The 18,703-nt window shown below is 55.6% G+C and carries 14 protein-coding genes; 7 read left to right on the forward strand and 7 right to left on the reverse strand.

The features are described from left to right. Positions 1-35: 35 nt before the first annotated feature. Both GYM67_RS05595 and GYM67_RS05600 read right to left on the reverse strand, forming a co-directional pair. The gene (locus GYM67_RS05595) at positions 36-926 is read right to left on the reverse strand and encodes an ABC transporter ATP-binding protein (RefSeq protein WP_258561449.1); all 891 of its coding nucleotides are present in this window, start codon (positions 924-926) and stop codon (positions 36-38) included. 195 nt (positions 927-1,121) lie between these two features. Next, entirely contained in the window at positions 1,122-2,441 is a 1,320-nt protein-coding gene (locus GYM67_RS05600; protein ID WP_220237428.1) for an O-acetylhomoserine aminocarboxypropyltransferase/cysteine synthase family protein, read from the reverse strand. Between the two features lie 267 nt (positions 2,442-2,708). Here GYM67_RS05600 and GYM67_RS05605 point away from each other — a divergent pair, with 267 nt between their 5' ends. From GYM67_RS05605 to GYM67_RS05620, 4 genes are all read left to right on the forward strand, one after another. After that, entirely contained in the window at positions 2,709-3,605 is an 897-nt protein-coding gene (locus GYM67_RS05605; RefSeq protein WP_220235995.1) for a pyridoxamine kinase, read from the forward strand. 531 nt (positions 3,606-4,136) lie between these two features. After that, entirely contained in the window at positions 4,137-4,865 is a 729-nt protein-coding gene (locus GYM67_RS05610) for a YraN family protein (protein WP_258561450.1), read from the forward strand. Beyond that, positions 4,865-6,451, forward strand: coding sequence for a YifB family Mg chelatase-like AAA ATPase (locus GYM67_RS05615; RefSeq protein ID WP_220235996.1), 1,587 nt, complete (start codon positions 4,865-4,867; stop codon positions 6,449-6,451). Before GYM67_RS05610 ends, GYM67_RS05615 begins: the two co-directional genes overlap by 1 nt. 49 nt (positions 6,452-6,500) lie before the next feature. Continuing rightward, positions 6,501-8,114 (forward strand): DNA-processing protein DprA, encoded by a 1,614-nt coding sequence (locus GYM67_RS05620; RefSeq protein WP_220235997.1) that lies wholly within the window; start codon positions 6,501-6,503, stop codon positions 8,112-8,114. On the opposite strand, the gene GYM67_RS05625 is transcribed toward GYM67_RS05620, so the two are convergent. Further along, positions 8,030-8,374, reverse strand: a complete 345-nt coding sequence (locus GYM67_RS05625) for an MGMT family protein (RefSeq protein WP_198179915.1) — start codon at positions 8,372-8,374, stop codon at positions 8,030-8,032. The two genes, GYM67_RS05620 and GYM67_RS05625, sit on opposite strands and share 85 nt — an antisense overlap. A 78-nt stretch (positions 8,375-8,452) precedes the next feature. On the opposite strand from GYM67_RS05625, the gene GYM67_RS05630 reads away from it, so the two are divergent. From GYM67_RS05630 to GYM67_RS05640, 3 genes are all read left to right on the forward strand, one after another. After that, entirely contained in the window at positions 8,453-10,354 is a 1,902-nt protein-coding gene (locus GYM67_RS05630; RefSeq protein ID WP_220235998.1) for an FAD-dependent oxidoreductase, read from the forward strand. A gap of 142 nt (positions 10,355-10,496) precedes the next feature. Next, positions 10,497-11,636 (forward strand): succinate dehydrogenase/fumarate reductase iron-sulfur subunit, encoded by a 1,140-nt coding sequence (locus GYM67_RS05635; RefSeq protein ID WP_396019983.1) that lies wholly within the window; start codon positions 10,497-10,499, stop codon positions 11,634-11,636. A 73-nt stretch (positions 11,637-11,709) separates the two neighbouring features. Further along, a complete protein-coding gene (locus tag GYM67_RS05640) occupies positions 11,710-12,387 on the forward strand; it encodes an O-methyltransferase (RefSeq protein WP_220236000.1) in 678 nt (225 codons plus the stop codon). 18 nt (positions 12,388-12,405) lie between these two features. Here the strand turns inward: GYM67_RS05640 and GYM67_RS05645 are convergent, their stop codons facing one another. The 4 genes from GYM67_RS05645 to GYM67_RS05660 form a co-directional block, all read right to left on the reverse strand. Continuing rightward, positions 12,406-13,173: an LOG family protein gene (locus GYM67_RS05645; protein ID WP_220236001.1), complete on the reverse strand. Its 768-nt coding sequence runs from the start codon at positions 13,171-13,173 to the stop codon at positions 12,406-12,408. 1,889 nt (positions 13,174-15,062) lie between these two features. Next, on the reverse strand, positions 15,063-16,520 hold the full coding sequence (locus GYM67_RS05650) for a YcaO-like family protein (RefSeq protein ID WP_220236002.1): 1,458 nt from the start codon (positions 16,518-16,520) through the stop codon (positions 15,063-15,065). A gap of 522 nt (positions 16,521-17,042) precedes the next feature. Then, a complete protein-coding gene (locus GYM67_RS09405) occupies positions 17,043-17,783 on the reverse strand; it encodes an ABC transporter permease (RefSeq protein WP_220236003.1) in 741 nt (246 codons plus the stop codon). Continuing rightward, positions 17,780-18,697, reverse strand: a complete 918-nt coding sequence (locus GYM67_RS05660; protein ID WP_220236004.1) for an ABC transporter ATP-binding protein — start codon at positions 18,695-18,697, stop codon at positions 17,780-17,782. Before GYM67_RS05660 ends, GYM67_RS09405 begins: the two co-directional genes overlap by 4 nt. Positions 18,698-18,703 lie beyond the last annotated feature (6 nt).

Below are 18,703 nucleotides of genomic sequence, written 5' to 3' on the forward strand. Positions count from 1 at the left end.
CATTTTTCTGGCGACGAACCACATGAGCATTCCCCTCAGCGATGAGCAGCTGAGCCAGCTGTAGCTGCGGAGGCCATGACTTCCTCGGAGAGCAGGGAGTTCATGGAATCCACAGTGGGTCTGTCCTGGTCTGCCACGATCCGCCCATCCGCAAATACCAGGGCACGGTCGGCAAATGAGGCCGCAAAGACATCATGAGTGACCATGATGATGGTCTGCCCCAGCTCGCGGACCGAATCCCGCAGGAAGCTGAGCACTTCGGTCGATGAGGCCGTGTCCAGGTTTCCCGTAGGCTCGTCCGCAAAGACGATTGAAGGCTTGGTGATGAGGGCCCTGGCGATGGCCACACGCTGCTGCTGACCGCCCGAAAGCTCGCTGGGCCGGTGGCTCAGCCTGTCCTCCAGGCCCAGGGTCTTGGCCAAAACCTCCAGCCAGGCTGTGTCTGGCTTGGCACCATCCAGAATCAGAGGCATGAGGATATTCTGCTTGGCCGTAAACATGGGCAGGAGGTTGAAGCTCTGGAAAATGAAGCCCAGGCTCTGGCGCCTCAAGAGGGTCAGCTGATTGTCATTGAGCTTGGTCAGGTCGACCACGCCCCTCCGCCCTCCTTGACGGTGGGCCCGCCTGCCCTTCACCCCGACGGCATCGGTCCCGTTCAGGTAGACATGTCCGGAGGTGACGGTGTCCAAGCCGGCCAAGGTATGCATGAGGGTGGACTTGCCCGACCCGGAGGGACCCATGATGACCGTAAACCTGCCCCGTTCGAATTCGACATCCACACCCCGCAGGGCATGGACCAGGTTCTCCCCACTCCCATAGTCCTTGGTCAGTCCCCGGGCCTTGATGGCCACCTGGGCAATCTGTCTCGGTTTCCCCGCACCGGACGAAGAATCGGAAGACGACCTCGTCTTTGCTCCATGTTTCATGCCCCCATCTTACCCACCGCAATATTTCCGCCTGACGGGTCAGGTGCTGTCTGCGACTGGAAAGGGGTGACGAGAGGACATATACAAAGGTGCCCGTCGAAACGTAATGAGGTTTCGACAGGCACCCTGTGCTTCTTCGCCTTATTGGTTATATATCACGCATATACGGGACCAGGAAGGAAGTATGATTGCCGGCTACTTGGCCAGACCGGACTCCTTCAATGCCTGGAAGGCACCCTTGAGGTCATCCAGAATGTCCTCGATGTTCTCCGTGCCGATGGAGAGCCTGATCGTACCTGGATGGATGGCCTGATCCTCCAGCTCCTCCGGCGTCTCCTGGGAGTGGGTGGTCGATGCCGGATGGATGGCCAGGGACTTCACATCAGCCACATTGGCCAGGAGGGAGAAGAGATGCAGGTTGTTGATGAAGACCCTGGCCGCATCCTTGCCGCCCTTCAGATCGAAGGTGAAGATGGAGCCGGCGCCGTTGGGGAAGTAGCGCTTGTAGAGTTCGTGGTCGGGGCGGCCCTCGATGGCCGGATGGCTGACCGACTCCACCTCCGGCACGGTCTGCAGGTAGTCCACCACCTTCAGGGCGTTCTCGACATGACGCTCAACCCTCAGCGAGAGCGTCTCGGTCCCCTGCAGGAGGAGGAAGGCTGCAAAGGGCGAGATGACGGCACCGGTGTCACGCAGGAGGATGGCGCGGATACGGGTGACGAAGGCCGCAGCCCCCAGATCCTGGTAGAAGCGCAGACCATGGTAGCTGGGGTCGGGTTCGGTCAAGGTGGGGAACTTGCCGGGCACTGCCGCCCAGTCGAACTTGCCGCCTTCCACGACGACCCCGCCCAAGGTGGTGCCATGGCCGCCGATGAACTTGGTGGCCGATTCCACGACAATGTCAGCACCGTGCTCCAGCGGACGGAACAGGTAAGGAGTGGCGAAGGTGTTGTCGACGATCACCGGCAGGTTGTGGTCATGGGCGATCTTGGAGATGGCCTCGAAGTCGGGCAGGTCCGCATTGGGGTTGCCGAAGGTCTCGAAGAAGACCAGCTTGGTGTTCTCCTGGATGGCCGCCTCGAAGTTGGACGGATCCGAAGGATCCACGAAGGTGGTCTCGACACCATCACGGGGCAGGGTGTGCTTGAGGAGGTTGAAGGTTCCTCCGTAGATGTTCTTGGATGACACGATATGGTCCCCGGTCTGGGTGATGTTCCGGAAGGCATACTCCACGGCTGCGGCTCCCGAGGCCACGGCCAAACCGGCGGTGCCGTTCTCCAGGGCGGCGATCCTGTCCTCGAAAACCCCCTGGGTGGAGTTGGTCAGACGTCCGTAGATGTTGCCAGGGTCCTTCAAGGCGAACCGGGCCTCGGCGTGGTCGAAGTCGTGGAAGACGTAGCTGGTGGTGGCGTAGATGGGCACGGCCCGGGAATCAGTGGCGGGGTCTGCCTGCTCCTGACCCACGTGGAGCTGAAGCGTCTCGAAATGGTACTTGTGCGGGTTCTGGTCGGTCATGTCGATTCCTATCTGTTGGTGACGTGCGTCCTCTTCCAAGTTCTTGAATGTGACCATAAGCGGCACAAGCCCCTCTGTTCAAGCCAGAATGGACTTTTCGGTATCGTCCTTTTTTATAACAGCTTCCAGAAGGTTGGAAGCAGGCCTTTTCCGTCTCGACATTGCACACGCGGAGGTACCCGTTTAACCCCTTCGCTGTAGAGTCGGGTAAGCAACGGAGAAGGCTCCGCTGCGAACAGCCTCAGCAGGCATGAAGGAGTTCAAAAGATGGCCGGACAGACGGACGATCAGAACAGGCTCTACCAGCGCGACAGCAAGTACATCCCCCGAGTCGCCGCTGTGCATGACATGTGCGGGTATGGCAAGTGCTCGCTGACGGCCGCCATCCCCATCCTTTCGGCTACCGGATGCGACGTTTGCCCGGTGCCCACGGCCCTGTTCAGCGCACACACCATGTTCAAGGAATACACCTTCCACGACACCACCGAGATGCTGCCGGGATACCTGGATGCCTGGCAGAAGGAGGGCGTCGAGCTGGACGGGATCTACAGCGGGTTCCTGGGCAGCGCCGAACAGGTCGACATCATTCAGCGCATGTATCGGGAATACCCCAAGGCCCTGCGGCTGGTCGACCCGGTCATGGGCGACGGCGGATCCATGTACCCCACCTACACCGAGGAGATGTGCCGGGCCGTGACCAACCTGGTCGATGGCGCCGACCTGCTCATGCCCAACCTGACCGAGGTCAGTCTGCTGACCGGCATCGACTACGAAGGCCAGGACCTCGACGACGCCCAGGTTGGCCAGCGTCTGGGCCGCCTGCTGGACATGGGCGCGAAAAACGTCATCATCAAAGGCATCGACCGGAAGGACGGCAAGCTGCGCAACTTCGTGGCCTCGGCAGATCATGGTGGAGTCGGCGAGCGCACCGAGCTGGTCCACGACAAGCTGCCCTTCATGATCCACGGAACCGGCGATGCCTTTGCATCCAGCCTCTGCGGGGCGCTCTTTGCGGGGCGAGGCCTGGCCGATGCCGCCCGGATCGCCGGCGAATTCGTCCGCTCCGCCATGCAGCACACACGCAATCAGCCCGACTATCAGCAGCGCGGGGTCAGCTTCGAGCTGGATCTGGGGCAGATGACCGCCCTGATGCAGGGGCAGTGAGCCCAAGGCCGGTGAAAGCGGTCTAGGAGTCAGGGAATTTGTCAAGAGGGGAGGACCAAGGTGGATGAGTGGAACCCAAACCACCTCAATGGCCGCATTCTTGCCGATCGGATACGCGTCTACAAGGTGATAAATCCGTCATAGAGCTATGCGGACCCAGCAGACCGGAGGGCGTTGCCAGCGAATTCGCCGGCGGTACCTTCCGGTCTCTGTTATCTCGTTGTTTCTGGTTCATTTAGCTGCTTGCTGTCTTGCTCCCCTTCGCTTATTTGCTTTACTTGGTGCCACTCGTTTCTGTTTCCTTGGTTTCTGTTTCCTTGGGTCAGCTTTGCTTGGTTTCCGTTTTCTTTCGTTTCTGTTTCAGCCCTTCTTGCCTCAGCCGCCTCTGCCTGATGCAGAGATGAGTGCAATCGATACAGCGTCAGCATCGTCAATCCACCCGTTCATCCACTTTCGTGCGTGCGCAGGTTCATTCGACCACATGCCTGGTTCGACTGGTCGCCGACTTCCTTCCAGTGGTCTCCTAGAAACATGGACACACAAGCACTGACTAGACCAACCAATCTCCGCACTGTTCTCAACGATAAGGATGACAGAACCGATGCCGACGCTATGTTCGCAGACCCATCGGTCACACAGCCCATAATCGCTCTCCCCGATTCCACAAGGTCCACCGACAATCCAGAAACCACGCGACCTTGGAGAACAAGGTTGGGCACAAGCAACGATGAGTCCATTGACACGAAGCTGGCAGATATTGAACGACAGATCAGAGTCAGTGGCATAAACAGCCGAGAGCTGGGACGATTGGGCGAAGATTACGCCTGCCAGTGGCTGCGAGAACGAAACTGGAGAATCCTGGCCCGGAATTGGAGAAGCAGGTTCGGCGAGCTGGACATCATCGCCCTGGATCCCGAGGCGACTTTGGTCTTCGTAGAGGTCAAGACCAGGCGCACCGGTCGGTTCGGATTCCCAGAACAGGCTGTCGGCCCGCGCAAGCAGACCCACCTGCGGCGCGCAGCAGTCCAATGGCTGATCAGCCACGACAGAGATCCCGGTGCACGACATCGCGGCACCCGTTTCGATGTCATCAGTCTGTCAGTCAAGTCCGACCCTGGCAGCAGCATGCATTCCGAGGGCGCTTATCCCCTGGCTTCCTATCAGACTTCCAGCAAGGCCGTCAGTAGTTCCAACCGTTCGGGCAGGGGCGGATGGAATCCGGGATCGGTCTTCCTCAGACACACCAGGGAGGCCTTCTGATGCGTCTTGGATCCGCTGAGTCCGTGGGACTGATGGGCCTCAAGGCCTTTCTCATCCACGTGCAGTCCTTCATCTCCCCAGGGCTGCCCTACTTCTCCATCATCGGTCTGCCGGATGCCTCCTTGTCGGAGTCACGGGAACGGGTCAAATCCGCCTGCTCGGCCTGCGGATTCCGGTGGCCGCAAACCAGGGTCACCGTCAACATGTCCCCTGCTTCAAAACCCAAACATGGCTCCTCGCATGATCTGGCCATAGCGACCAGCGTTCTGGAAGCTGGAGGAGCACTGCCGACGGAAGGCCTGGAGCATACGGTCATCCTGGGCGAGCTCAACCTGGACGGCACGATTCTACCCATCAACGGTCTGCTGCCCATTCTGACCCAGGCCAGAGCTCAGGGAATCACTCGAGCTTTCGTCCCGGCAGACAACCTTGCCGAGGCCCGTCTGGTTCCCGATATCGAGGTCGTGGGACTGCGCCACCTGGGCCAGCTCATCCAAGCCTTGGGCGGGCGAAGCAGAGTCGCCATCCCCGAAGCAGACACTCGCCAGACTTCTGACAAGCCGGCCACCATAGTGCGTGCACATCCCAGAACCGGCCAGCATGAAGACAACTCCCCCGCCAATGTCGATCCAACTCCACCCAAGCCGGACATGGCTGACGTGATCGGCCAGGAGGAGACCAAGTGGGCGATGATGGTGGCTGCAGCCGGCGGCCATCACATGCTCATGGTCGGTCCCCCGGGAGCCGGCAAGAGTATGCTTGCGGAACGGCTTCCCAGCATCATGCCCGCCCTGGATGCTGTCCAACAGCTGGAGGTGGCTTCCATCCGATCCCTGTGTGGCACGCTGAGCCAGTATGGGATCACCGATGTGCCGCCTTTCGAGGCTCCTCATCATACGATCTCCATGGCGGCCATGGTCGGGGGCGGCGCAGGACTGGCCACGCCTGGCGCCATCACCCGTGCCCATCGCGGAGTCCTCTTCATGGATGAAGCCCCGGAATTCTCACCAAGGGTGATCCAATCCCTGCGCGAGCCCCTGGAGATCGGGCGAATCTTCCTGTCCCGCGCCAAGGGCAGCACCACCTTCCCGGCTCGTTTCCAACTGGTCATGGCTGCCAACCCATGCCCCTGTGGATACGGATACGGCACAGGCGAGCGCTGCACCTGCACGCCCCGCGAGCGCCTCCGCTACTGGAACAGGCTGTCAGGACCCATCATGGACCGCATCGACATCCAGACCACAGTCCCCCCGGTGACCGACCCGGGATTCGACGACCACCGTCCACGCCAGCACAGCGCCCAGATCCGCAAGCGTGTGACCCGCGCCCGTCAGACAGCAAAAGAACGCTTCCGCAAGCAGGGCTGGACCTGCAATGCCCAGATCAGCGGCGAATGGCTGCGCCAGAACACATCAGCCAAGGCACGTTCGGTTGTGGACCAGGCCCTGCGCAAACAACGGATCAGTCTGCGAGGAGCCGACCGAACCATGCGCCTGGCATGGACTCTGGCGGACCTGGATGGACGGACCAGCCCCGATGCCGACGATGTGACCACCGGCATCCTGCTCAGAACGAGGGCTGTCTGAGATGTCCCGACCCTTGATGAAGACCATACCCGACAACCAACCGCGACCAATGACCACGGTTGAAAGCGACTGGCTTGCCAGAGCTGTCCTGACCATGGCTGCAGATGGCCCCGATGCCTTCATGATTGCCTGCCTGCTGGGCTCGGACCAGGCGGCCGACCTGTGCCGAAACCTGATCGAGTTGGGAGCGCCGAACCAGTCGGATGGCAACGACCCTCATGAAGCAGCACGCTCCAAACTGGACGAACGCTTTCTTAAGGGGACGGCTCGGTGGGGACGGCAAACGAGCCCTGAAGACCTCACCCGGTTCCACAAGACCAGCGACACCTGGCGAAGACGCCTGACTCCCTTGCTGGCCATGGACTCTGGCCAAGTACGGACCATGATGACTGGTGGAGGCCAATTCTGGGTGATGACCCCAGGCGACCCCTGCTGGCCAGGTCAGGTGGACGACCTGGCACGCCGCTCCGACTGGGCCCCTCCCCTCTGTCTGTGGGGACGAGGCAATCCTGAAGCATTGATCTGCTGTGACCACCCCTTGGCCGTTGTCGGATCCAGAGCCTGTGACGAGTATGGCCGGTCCATCGCCCATCAAATAGCCAGACAGGCTGCCGGCCAAGGCCACCTGCTCGTCTCCGGCGGGGCCATGGGCACGGATGCCGCCGCCCACTGGGGAGCCTTGGCCGCTGGCGGCGGACGCACGGTCGCCGTTTTTGCTGGAGGCCTGCTGCATATGGGTCCCAAACGCAACAGCCGTCTGTTCGAGAACATCGAGGCAGATGGCGGCGCGCTGATCAGTGAACTGCCGCCTGGCACCATCCCTGAGGCGCGTCGGTTCCTGCTGCGTAACCGAATCATCGCCGCCCTGGCCTCCGACATCGTGGTGGCACAGGCCCGTCACCGATCCGGCGCCCTGAACACCGCCAACTGGGGTGTGGAATTGGGCCGTCGCGTGCTGGCTGCCCCCGGCAGAATCGACCAGCCGGAAAACACCGGCTGCAACCGCCTCATCCATGAGGGCAAGGCGGAGTTGCTCCTGTCGGCATCCGACATCCAAGACATCTGCCATCCCGCCCATGCACCTATCCACCCTGGAAGGTCTGTTCAACAAGGAACCAGCGGCTTAGTCAAAACCACCGAAGATCATGAGCATCAAGGAAGTATGCAGCCCACGCAGCGCATAAGACCGCTTGACTCCGATCATCCGATCCAAACCACTCACGGCAATCAGCCGCTCCAGATCACACTCAAACAATCCGGCACTAATGGAGGTAGGCTTCCGACCCACTCTCAGCACAAAGAGCATCCTTCAACCCCGCCATCGAATCCAGGTAGGGACTGTGAATGTGAAAAAACTGACGACTTGCCTTTAACCAAGGAAGAGGCAACCGTGCTGGCGGCTATCCGTACCTGCCAGTGCCGGGGCGGTCCGCCCATGATGGGACAGCTTCGCGCTGAGCTGGCCAATCAGGGACATGAGCTCTCAGTCAGGCATCTGATGCAGCTGCTGGGTTCCCTGGAGATTTGTGGTCTGATCAGCCTGCAGAATGGATGCGTGGTAGCTGAAGACCAGAAGAATCAAGCCTTCCAGCGACAGCGATCCAAATCCACCACCCAGCCGTCCGCACCAGCCGATTCATCGCTGCGGGGAGGAACAAAATGAACGCCTTCATCCTCCAGCAGCTGACGCTGACGTTCAGGCCCACCAAAAGCGAATCCCGGGGCCAGAGAACCATCGCGGAAGACCACGCGATGACAGGGAATCACCCCAGGTTCAGGATTGTCATGAAGCGCATAACCCACGAACCTGGCGTTGCGCGGATGGCCAGTCAGAGAGGCGACCTGCCCGTAGGTGGCCACCTTCCCGCGAGGGATCCGCCTGACGACCTGATACACCTGCTGGGAGAAGGAAAGTTTGGTCATGAGACCCATTCTGCCCGCGCAAGCAGACATGGGCTGGAGGAGCCGCCGCTATCAATAGGTCGTGACAGTATCAATGGTATGAATCCGCAGAAGGTCAGAAACCGCTATGATGCCGTCATCGTCGGAGCCGGAGCGGCCGGGTTGTCGACGGCTCTGGGACTCTACAGAGCTCTGGAGAGCGACGGAAACAGGAACGGCTCGTCGCCAAAGGTCCTGGTCGTCTCCAAGCTGCAGCCCCTGCGATCCCACACCGGCTCAGCAGAGGGCGGCATTGCGGCCAGTCTGGGCAACCAGGAGAAGGACGACTGGCATTGGCACTACTACGACACCATCAAGGGCAGCGACTGGCTGGCTGACCAGGATGCCGTGCGGATTCTGGCCGAGCAGGCCCCGGGCATCGTCATCCAGCTGGAGCATGACGGAGTGGCCTTCTCAAGAACTGAAGACGGGCACATCGCCCAGCGGAAGTTCGGCGGCCATACCGCTGATTATGGCGGCCACCCAGTCAGGAGAGCAGCCTATGCAGCCGACCGTATCGGCCATCAGATCCTCCACGCCCTTTGGCAGCAGTGCCTGCGTCAGGGAGTCGAGTTCGCCGAGGAGTGGTATGTGACCGATTTGGTCGTCGACCCGCCTGCTAATGAGAAAACCGGCGGCCATGCCCGAGGACTGATCGTCCTGGACACCCATGCCGGCAAGCTGCAGGCCATCCAAGCCGACAATATCGTCCTGTGCACGGGCGGGGCCGGCCGGCTCTTCCATACGACCTCCAACTCCTGGGATCTGACCGGTGATGGCATGGCGCTCGCCCTGCAGGCCGGCCTGCAGCTGGAGGATATAGAGTTCATCCAATTCCATCCCACCGGCCTGGGCCATACCGGCATCCTTCTTTCAGAAGCCTCCCGCGCAGAAGGCGGCGTGCTCAGGAACAGTCAGGGCAAGGCTTTCATGCAGGACTACGCGCCGGGACACGGCGACCTGGCCGCCAGGGATGTGGTCAGCCGTTCCATTATGGCAGAGATTGATGCAGGTCGCGGAGTGGCCGATCCATCGGACCCTGACGGGCCTCATGATTGCGTCTGGCTGGACATGACCGGCATTGACGGCCAGCGCATGACCGCCCTGCTCCCCCAGGTCACCGAGACCATCCATCGCTACGCCCACCTGGATCCCACTGTGGACTTGGTTCCGGTCAAACCCACCGCCCACTACACCATGGGAGGCATCCCCATCACCGATCGCGGCCGCGTCTATCGTTGGCAGGATGGCCGCCGTCGAATAGTCGACGGACTGTTCGCCGCCGGGGAATGCTCCTGTGTCAGCGTTCATGGGGCCAACCGACTGGGCGGCAACTCCCTGCTGGATGCCTGCCTCTTCGGTACCCGAACAGGACGCACCATCGCCACCGCCATGTCCAATGCCGACAAGCCAAACGATATGACCGACACATCTCCGCTCACACAAGCCTTGCAAAAGCGTCAGGCCTTCATGGAAGAGTTGCTTTCTGGCGCAAGTAAAGCCAACACCTCGGAACCAGCATTGGCCGACAACGAAGATGACGAATCCGACCCCGATGACGATGCCAGCCTGAACAACCCATACGCACTGATGAATCGACTGGGACGGCTGATGGAGGAGGCCGTTGCCGTCCGATGCGATCAAAGCAGCATTGAAAAGGGTTTACGCGGCCTGGATCACCTGGATGCTGATGCGAGACAGCTACGGGCACACAGTGGTACGGCAGTGCTCAACCAGGAGGTGACTGCCATCATGGAGGTGGACAACCTGCTGACCCTGGCTCGGGCCGTCCTGAACGCCAGCCTGCAGCGTCGGGAGTCCCGCGGCGCCCTGTGCCGGAGCGATTATCCGCAGCGCGATGACGAACACTACCTGGCTCACACCATGATCGATGCCAAGGAAAACGTCTCCTGGCAGCCCGTTCATATCGTCGACATGCCTCCCAAGGGTCGCAACTACTGATGGACCCTGATGATGGACTCTGGGACCAATCTGTTCAGTCAGGTACCTGTTCGACACCTTCCCAGGTCAGGCAGGGATTAGGATGGAGTCCGCGCATATCAGTGGGCATCGGGCCGTTTCCCGAACAAGGACAGGAGCAACCGTGACATCACAGTCCACGGAATCAGACGGATTCAAGGCATCCGCATCGGACCGCGATCCCCGCCCGGTGACCTTCCGAATAGCCCGGTTTACCCCACGACCTCAATCAGAGCGTCCGGCGCGAACCAACCCATTCGCCAAAAGCAATCCTTTCGCCACGGCCGGTAACCGACGGGCCCGCGGCCGTCGTTGGACGCAGGAGTACACGATTCGTATCGCCCCACAGCGCACCGTTCTGGATGCCCTTCTGCAGATCAAGCGTGAGGTGGATCCCACACTGAACTTCCGGTACTCCTGTGGCCATGGCATGTGCGGATCGGATGCCGTGCTTATCAACGGCCGTCCGAATCTGCTCTGCACAGCCACCATCGCCGACTGCCTGTCTGTATCCAAGACCATACCGAACGCATACGCCTCCCCCGGTGTAGCCACTGGGAATCCGCGGGCTCAACAGCCTGCAGCCTTCCGTCGCACCGGCACAGCGACCCCCAAAAGGGCCGTATCCCCGTCGTCATCGCATTCGGATTCGGTCTCAGACTCAACCGCCACAAACTTCTCGGCCATAGTTCCTACGGAAACTGCAACCGCTGCAAAAGCTACAGGGCTCACAGACATCCCAAACCCTACAGAAACATCAGTCCATGTGGAATCTTCCGCAATAGAGATTCGCCCGCTTCCCGGCTTCACCCCTCTCAGAGACCTGATAGTGGAGACCGATGCCATGTTTGACCAGATTCGACGCTTCAAGCCTTATCTGCTCCGTAATGATCCCTCTGCTGATAGCAGCCAAGCGGGCCAGGCAAAGGCAGCCAACGCAGAACCAGTGTCAGAATACCGGCAAACTCCAGAAGAGCTGGCCCGGTATGAACTGCTCAGCACCTGCATCGCCTGCGGACTCTGCCAGGGTGCCTGTCCTATTTATGCGGGCGGTGAGGCATTTGCCGGCCCGGCGGCCATGATAGCAGCGGCTCGATTCATCAACGATTCCCGCGACAGTCATCGGCAGGAACGTCTTGAGGCCATTGACCAGGTGGACGGTATCCAGGCATGCCAGTCCATACGTGCCTGCACCCGACCCTGCCCCAGAGGGATTGACGTAGGCGAAGAGATGTGGAAGCTGGTCGAAGCCGTCAAGGAGTAGTCAGACTCATGCACACACAGGCCAGCGTGAGCATGCGACAGGCTTGTGCCCTCTAGTCGTTACCATGGTTAGCATGGACAAAACCTCGTACAACAACATCGCCAGAGGATGGGAATTCGCCGAGGCAAGCGCTCTGAACGTCGAATCCGACAAGTTGCAGGCCTTGCGAGACAAGGCTTCGGAGGCCGGATTCGCCCAGTGTTCCCGGTCTCAAGGCGCCTTTCTGCAGTTCTTGGCCGGCCGGAACGCTCCGGCATCCATCATTCTGGTGGGCAACGGCTCCGTGGTCGAAGCCCTGCGCCTGATGACGGGCCTGCACGGTCATGGTCAGTTCACTGCTGTTGACTCCACAGCCCAAGGCACCTCTCTAGTCAAAAAAATATTCGCGGGCATGGAGAAAGCCCATCCAGGCATGAGGCTGCGGGCGGTCAACGCGGCTGCCAGAACCTACTTCCCCAGGCTCAACCCCAGCGACTACGACCTTATCGTCGTCTCGGGCAATGGGGACAACTACCAACAGGTCATGGACCAGGCCCCGCGCCTGCTCAAGGACCGGGGACAGCTGATCTTTACGGATGCTTTCGATCTGCTGGAGGACCCGGATAAGGGCGGCGTGCTGAACCCGGCCAACAGAACCACCAAAACGACCACCTTACGGACCATCATGGATGCCATAAGCAAAGACAATGCCTGGGAATCCTGCCTACTGCCCATCGGTACGGGCATGATCATGGCCACCCGCGCCCGCTGACTACCATTCGCCTATTATTCAGGCACGGTGACGCAGGATGGTTTCGACAGCCTCATCAGGATCATCAGTGCGGATGACCAGATCGGGGTCCAGCTCAGAAATCATGCCCCGCTGCCTCACCGTGTCTGAGATCCAATCGAAGAGCCCCTGCCAGTAGGCCCTGTCGAAGAGGACGATGGGCATGCTGGGTGCCTTATGGGTTTGGACCAGGGTCAGCACCTCGAACATCTCATCCAGGGTGCCGAACCCACCAGGGCAGACGATGATGCCCGAGGAGTATTTCATGAACATCATCTTGCGCACGAAGAAGTAGCGGAAGGTGATGCCCAGATTCACCCAGCGGTTGAGTCCCTGCTCCATGGGCAATTCGATGCCCAGACCGACGGACTTGCCACCGACCTCAGCAGCGCCCTTGTTGGCCGCCTCCATGATGCCAGGCCCTCCCCCCGTGATGACCGCCATACCGGCCTTGGCCAGGTCGCCGCCCATCTTGCGCGCAGCCGCATAGGTGGAATCATCCCTGCCGGTCCGGGCTGACCCAAAGATAGCGGCTGCGGGCCCCAGCTCCGCCAATGCACCGAACCCGTCGACGAACTCGGCCTGGATGCGCAGCACCCGCCAGGGGTCCATATGCAGCCAGTCCGTGTCACCGCCCGACGAGAGCAACCCAGCATTGGCATCCGCCTCGGGAATCATGGGCCCGCGCATGATGACCGGACCGCTGTGGTAGGTCCGGCCCAGGTCCGGGCCTTCGTCGTCATTGTGATTGTCAACCATATCCGCCATGTATGCATTCCTTCATCGGGCCCCGATCAGAAGGACCCGCTCGATCCTGTTCCGGCTCTCATGATAGCGGCCCCCGCCGCCTGGCTGATGGCAAGATGGCATGGGAAAGCGACAGTGGGCGCAACAAACGATCTGTCTAGCACGGTCAAGACGAATGGCAAAGCCTTACAAACCCAATGAATATGCCTATAATCGCCCCTGTTGCTTTGATATCGCTCGACAAGGCAATCTCGAAATACGCGATTGCTTCCGAAAACGATTATTGGGCCTCACGATAGCCTATTGACTTTGTCGCCGTTTGCATTCTCAAAAGGCAACGATCAACGTTCCAGGGATATTTATTTGCCGATCTCCGCTCTCTGAGTTCAAATCAATAGCACCTCCCAGCTGAATTGAATCCAACCGACCTGCTTCATTGCCATTGGACTCAACGAGTAGCGAAAGACCTCCCTCTCCTTGAGGGACTATGAGCAAATCGCCGCGTCCTCCAGCGAATATCGTTCCTAGCAAACCGCCCAAAACCAATCGGCCCAGATTGGTGTGCTCCCCGAATGCAGTCACCTGCAGGCCCTGACCCTGTGCGGACTATCGTTGATCCGCATTGCTAAGCTTGCGCTAGAGCTGACTGAGGAACCTGTAGCCAGAGGCAGCTGCAGGGCGGGCAGGTTACAGGCAGCCGCTGGTCTTCGAAAATTGCCTAACCTGTACTCTTTCGAAGCGTCTTCAGATTCTGCGTGCGTAAATTCCAATCTGTAATGGGTTCGCCTACCAGTAGTTCAATGGTTCCAGTTGGCTCACCCAAGGTCTGCCCTGTTCTGATAGTCAACCGATTTGTTGCCCGTAGTGGCCCTAACCAAAGCGTCGACTCATAAGGGGTGATTGTTCCTATCTCACAGTCATTAAGTTCAACTTCGCACTTGCATTGGCAACCCTTGAAGTGCAAAGCCTCGACTGGCAACAAGCTCTCTTCATTCAGCCTTGGATCCAAAGATAAATTCTTAATTCTCGACTGAGACCTTGTACCAGCCTCTGCAAGATATAAAACCGACTAGCCTAGCAGGAATCGGGTATATGTCAATACACTGGGCCAATAAGACCCCGACCATCCCCCAGAGCCCATTCGAGGAACAGGATTTCGCCCGGAAGGACCACATCGGCCTTTTCATCTGGCGACGACCAGCGTTTAATCTCAGTTACCTGCTATCCTGAATTCAGAAGCAAGATGTTACGCACCGCCAGGACGCCAGATAAAACCCCGCCCGGCAGATAACCGAAGGGCTTGCAATCTCGCGTCATCGAAATTAGAGTGCACCCAAATGCCCCCCCCTTATGGACAAGAGCGGATTCCCATCATCAGTTCGCTGGATAGCTGAGCCGTCCAATGGCATCCAATAACCACCATCACCAGTTGCTACCCAAGGCATCACCAGATGCCCCAATTGCAGGTCAACCACATCAGCTGCCTGCCGTAGAACCATCCCATGAATTCCGTCGGGACTGCAACGCGTACTATGCAGACCGCTACCAGACCACAGCCCTCGCTCTTCCAACATAGGCAGCCTGCTGCCTGGAATCGATACAGACAGGGAAGACCATGCCTGGCCACATTAAGCCTTGCCAACTGATTCTAACCGAACGATGGGTGCATGCGGGGCCTGTATCCTCGTAACAGGCTGACCCAACTTCGCAGTGATTCATTTCCGGCCTTCTGGAGTAATCATCATTTGATAAAGGCAAACTCAACATTAACTAACGATATATATCCTCCCCCCGATTTTCGAGTCCTCAGTTGGCGCCAAAGGATATAATGCTGGTTACTGTTTTAGATTACTACCTGATATCACTGTAATCAAGACTGACACAGAAAACAGACCAACCCAAAAATCTCTCTAACTTAGAGGATGAGGTATTTTTTTGATATTTGCTGTACCTTCATTACCGATGTTGTTATAATACTCAAATGGTCGAGTCATATTTAAGATTCTTTGATTTGACCAGCCAAAATCCAATGGAGCAAGTCCTGGTGCAATAACTACCGATGATACCAGGTCTAATGCTCTTAACCAGTAAGGTGTAGTTTCACATACAACTACACTAACATTACGACTCTTCAGCGATTCTAACAAATTTTGAATATCTTCATCTAAAGAAAGCATTGAGATTTCATCATACTTACGAAAATCACAATAAGGCATATTCCAACCTAATATTTTACTCAAGCGATCTGTCCATTCAGGCAAGTGAAGCATTGCTGAATGGTCTTCAAGTGTTTTAATGCTCTCATAATTTTGAAGCTCTTTCCAGCGCTGATTATTTCTGCCGTTTTCAACACGGTCCGGGTAAAAAGCGACAGCTTCCTTCGCTGCTGCCAAAGAGGCATCCTCTATCGAAAAACGAGCAGAAGCACCGATAGAGACCCATTCGCGTCCCCTCACCGATGCTACAACGACATAAATGGGAAAATCCGTCGGAATAAGCGATAATGACAGTTCAGCCCGGCAAGCTAAAACCCTCGGCAACAACGCACACACTTTTTGCATAGAGGTATAGTCAATTTTGTAAGTATTCTGATCAGTGTACCAACAGCAAAGGAAAGCGTCTCGTTCAAGTACCTCCAACAAACCTGACAAACTTGCAGAACCTAGAGTTCTACCCACAGCACCACCAGATGATGAATTTCTTGACCAAACATGTTTTCCGCTTTCTCCAAAAAATACTAACTCTTCCGGTACCCAGCATTCTTTAAAATCTATGATGTCTATGGCTTTTATCCAATCTATTTCCTCTTGATTCTCAAAAGGCACAAACTGATAGGCAGAAGGAGAAAGATGGAACTTGCCAGCATCGTCAGGTCTTAGACAATCCTTATGGTTCTGAGCAGCAAAGTGAGCTATCTGTAGTTCGTTTGAAGGGATACAATTAGAATAACGTTCTAGTCCCTCGAGGATGCCTTTACGTTTGACCATATCTCTCGATAATTCTTGCCCTGACCATGAAACTTCAAAAGATCTGGTATTAGTTGAAATGTATGTGCTACCTAATAGCATTGGTAGTGAGGAATATTCTGGTTTTTCGTACCAATAATCAGTGAGTAGCCCTGTGGTCGGATTAATTAGAATATCATCCGGTAATCTTAAAGATTTAATAGGCAAATTGGTATCTGATAAATCTATTCTCTTCGAGATTTCCTGCTGCTTTTTGCTTTCACGGATAAATAAACCCTGGCTTATATTTCCAGAGAGCAAATCTACACTCCAAGCCCAACATGAATCGTTTTTGATAACTTCTCTAGCAGCGTGCTGTAATGCATCGCACAATCCAGCCCAGAGGAATGTATCATCTTCCATGTCAGAGACTGATTCCCATTGACTGAATGCAGGACCATCAACACGAAAGCGCGATCCTCGTTGGACCTTAGTGTATAATGCAGCTTCACTATCCGTTAATTGTACGCCCGCGATAACGAGAAGATTCAGAGCTCTACTATACGTCTTAGTGACAATAGAATAATCAGTGTCCATTTTGTGCCTGCAAGTAAAGTAACCGGTATTCAAAGAAAACACAGGTGTCCTGCTATTCAGGTTTGAATCAGCAGAACACCTGCAGACAAATAAATTCTTACTTATCTATGCTCTAACTGTTCACGAAGAAGATGATGAGCAGCAGGATGACGAACAGGACGATGTTGAAGAACACATGTTAAAGGTGAAATTCGCTACATCGTCATTAGGATCTATGAAATCCTCAACCTCAAAGCTTGACGCTTGAATATCGCGAAGGGCTTTTAAGGCCTGTCCTGATTGTTCTTGTAAACTTAACATAATTTACCTCACATATAGGGCTGTTTATACATATGGTTCAATAGTTTTTCACTTATCTAAGTCAAGTGCTCTAGGAAGAAGAAGACTTAGTGGAGTGAACCAACATACAATAACTAATCCTCCTTTCAAAAAAGTATTGGCATCTCCAATACCAAAAGTTAGATACTGCACACTGTCAACAAGAGCACGGAAAGGAGTATAAGGAGCAACCGAGTTAACCCAGGCAGGGAGGAAGGATGACGGAAAAAAAGTGCCAGAACAATACACGAACAATACAACAACAATACTTGAAATGGCGATTGCAGCAGGGATTGAGTGCACCCATATAGGAATAATAGAACCGAGTTCAAAGAATATTGAAACACCAAAACATATGGGCAGCAAGGTGAATATCCACGGACCTGCAGGTTTTATACTTACTACAGGAGTATATAAGACAGCAATTATTAAAAGATATTGTACAATCGATAGCAATAAAGATACACACAAAGCGGACAAAACTACTGACAAGCTCGATATAGGCGAATTCCTTAAAACTCGCATCATCCCATTTTCACGCCAAATAGTAAAATTCATCGTGGAATTGAACGCCCCGATAAAACAAGTGCTAAAGCAAATAACTACTGAAAACAATGAAGTTCGTATTATACCCTGGTTAGCCGAGTTAGGCACTTGGTGATCTAGAACTAATAACAGAACAAGTGGCAGAAACACGGAGATACATAGATTTATCCTATCTCGATAAAACGCCCTAAATAATGCTGGCGTAAGCGCTCGAAATGAGTTCATAAGTTCTCTCCAGATTTGGAATTCGATATTTTCACAAATGCATCTTGTAGTTCGGCAGGATGTGATACTAACCCAGTCAAATCGACTCCGTAAGAAGCGAGCTCTTGCAATGTTGCTCCTTCATTAACTGTGTATATCAACGCAAAACCGTTTTGCCGTGAAACTGTCTCGACGCTTTTACACTTGGTTATAAAGGCAAAGTCTGTTTCCCTATATGGTAATGACAATACTGTCTGACTTCTCGTTATTTCTATTAACTCCTTAGGTGTGCCTTCAAAGACAGTCGAACCATTTTGAATGATATTCACCATATTGCAAAGGTTTTGCGCTTCCTCTAGATAATGTGTCGTATATACGATAGTGGTATTCTCTTCTTGTAGCGATCGCAATTGCTGCAAAAAATCTATGCGCGCTTCGACATCAAGTGCAGCTGTGGGCTCATCTAAAAACAGAATTTTAGGATGATTAAGGACTGCCGCTGCTAAAGCAATTTTCTGCTGCTGACCACCCGAGAGCAAACGTGCCCTTTGATCTTGAACGTCTTTCAACCCCATACGATTAATTAGCATGTCTACGCGCTTTAAATCACAATTATAGATTCTTGCCAGAGTTTCCAAGTGCTCTCTAGCAGTAGCTCTGTATATGAAAGCGCCTCTTTGCTCTTGAATACCGATTTCCGCGAGTAACTTGCGGTTACGTGGAAAAGGTGACATGCCTAAAACTGATATTTTTCCTTTATCTGGTTTTAATGCGCCATATAGGCATTCAATCAAAGTGGTTTTACCAGCTCCATTTTTGCCTAGAATACCATAGAAATCACCTTTCTTAATAGAAAAAGACAAATCGGTCAAAACCGTCTTCGATTTATAACCTTTAGACAGAGATTTTACTCTGATTACTGTATCCTCTTCCATATTCTA

Source organism: Bifidobacterium asteroides (assembly GCF_019469425.1).
GTDB lineage: Bacteria > Actinomycetota > Actinomycetes > Actinomycetales > Bifidobacteriaceae > Bombiscardovia > Bombiscardovia asteroides_I.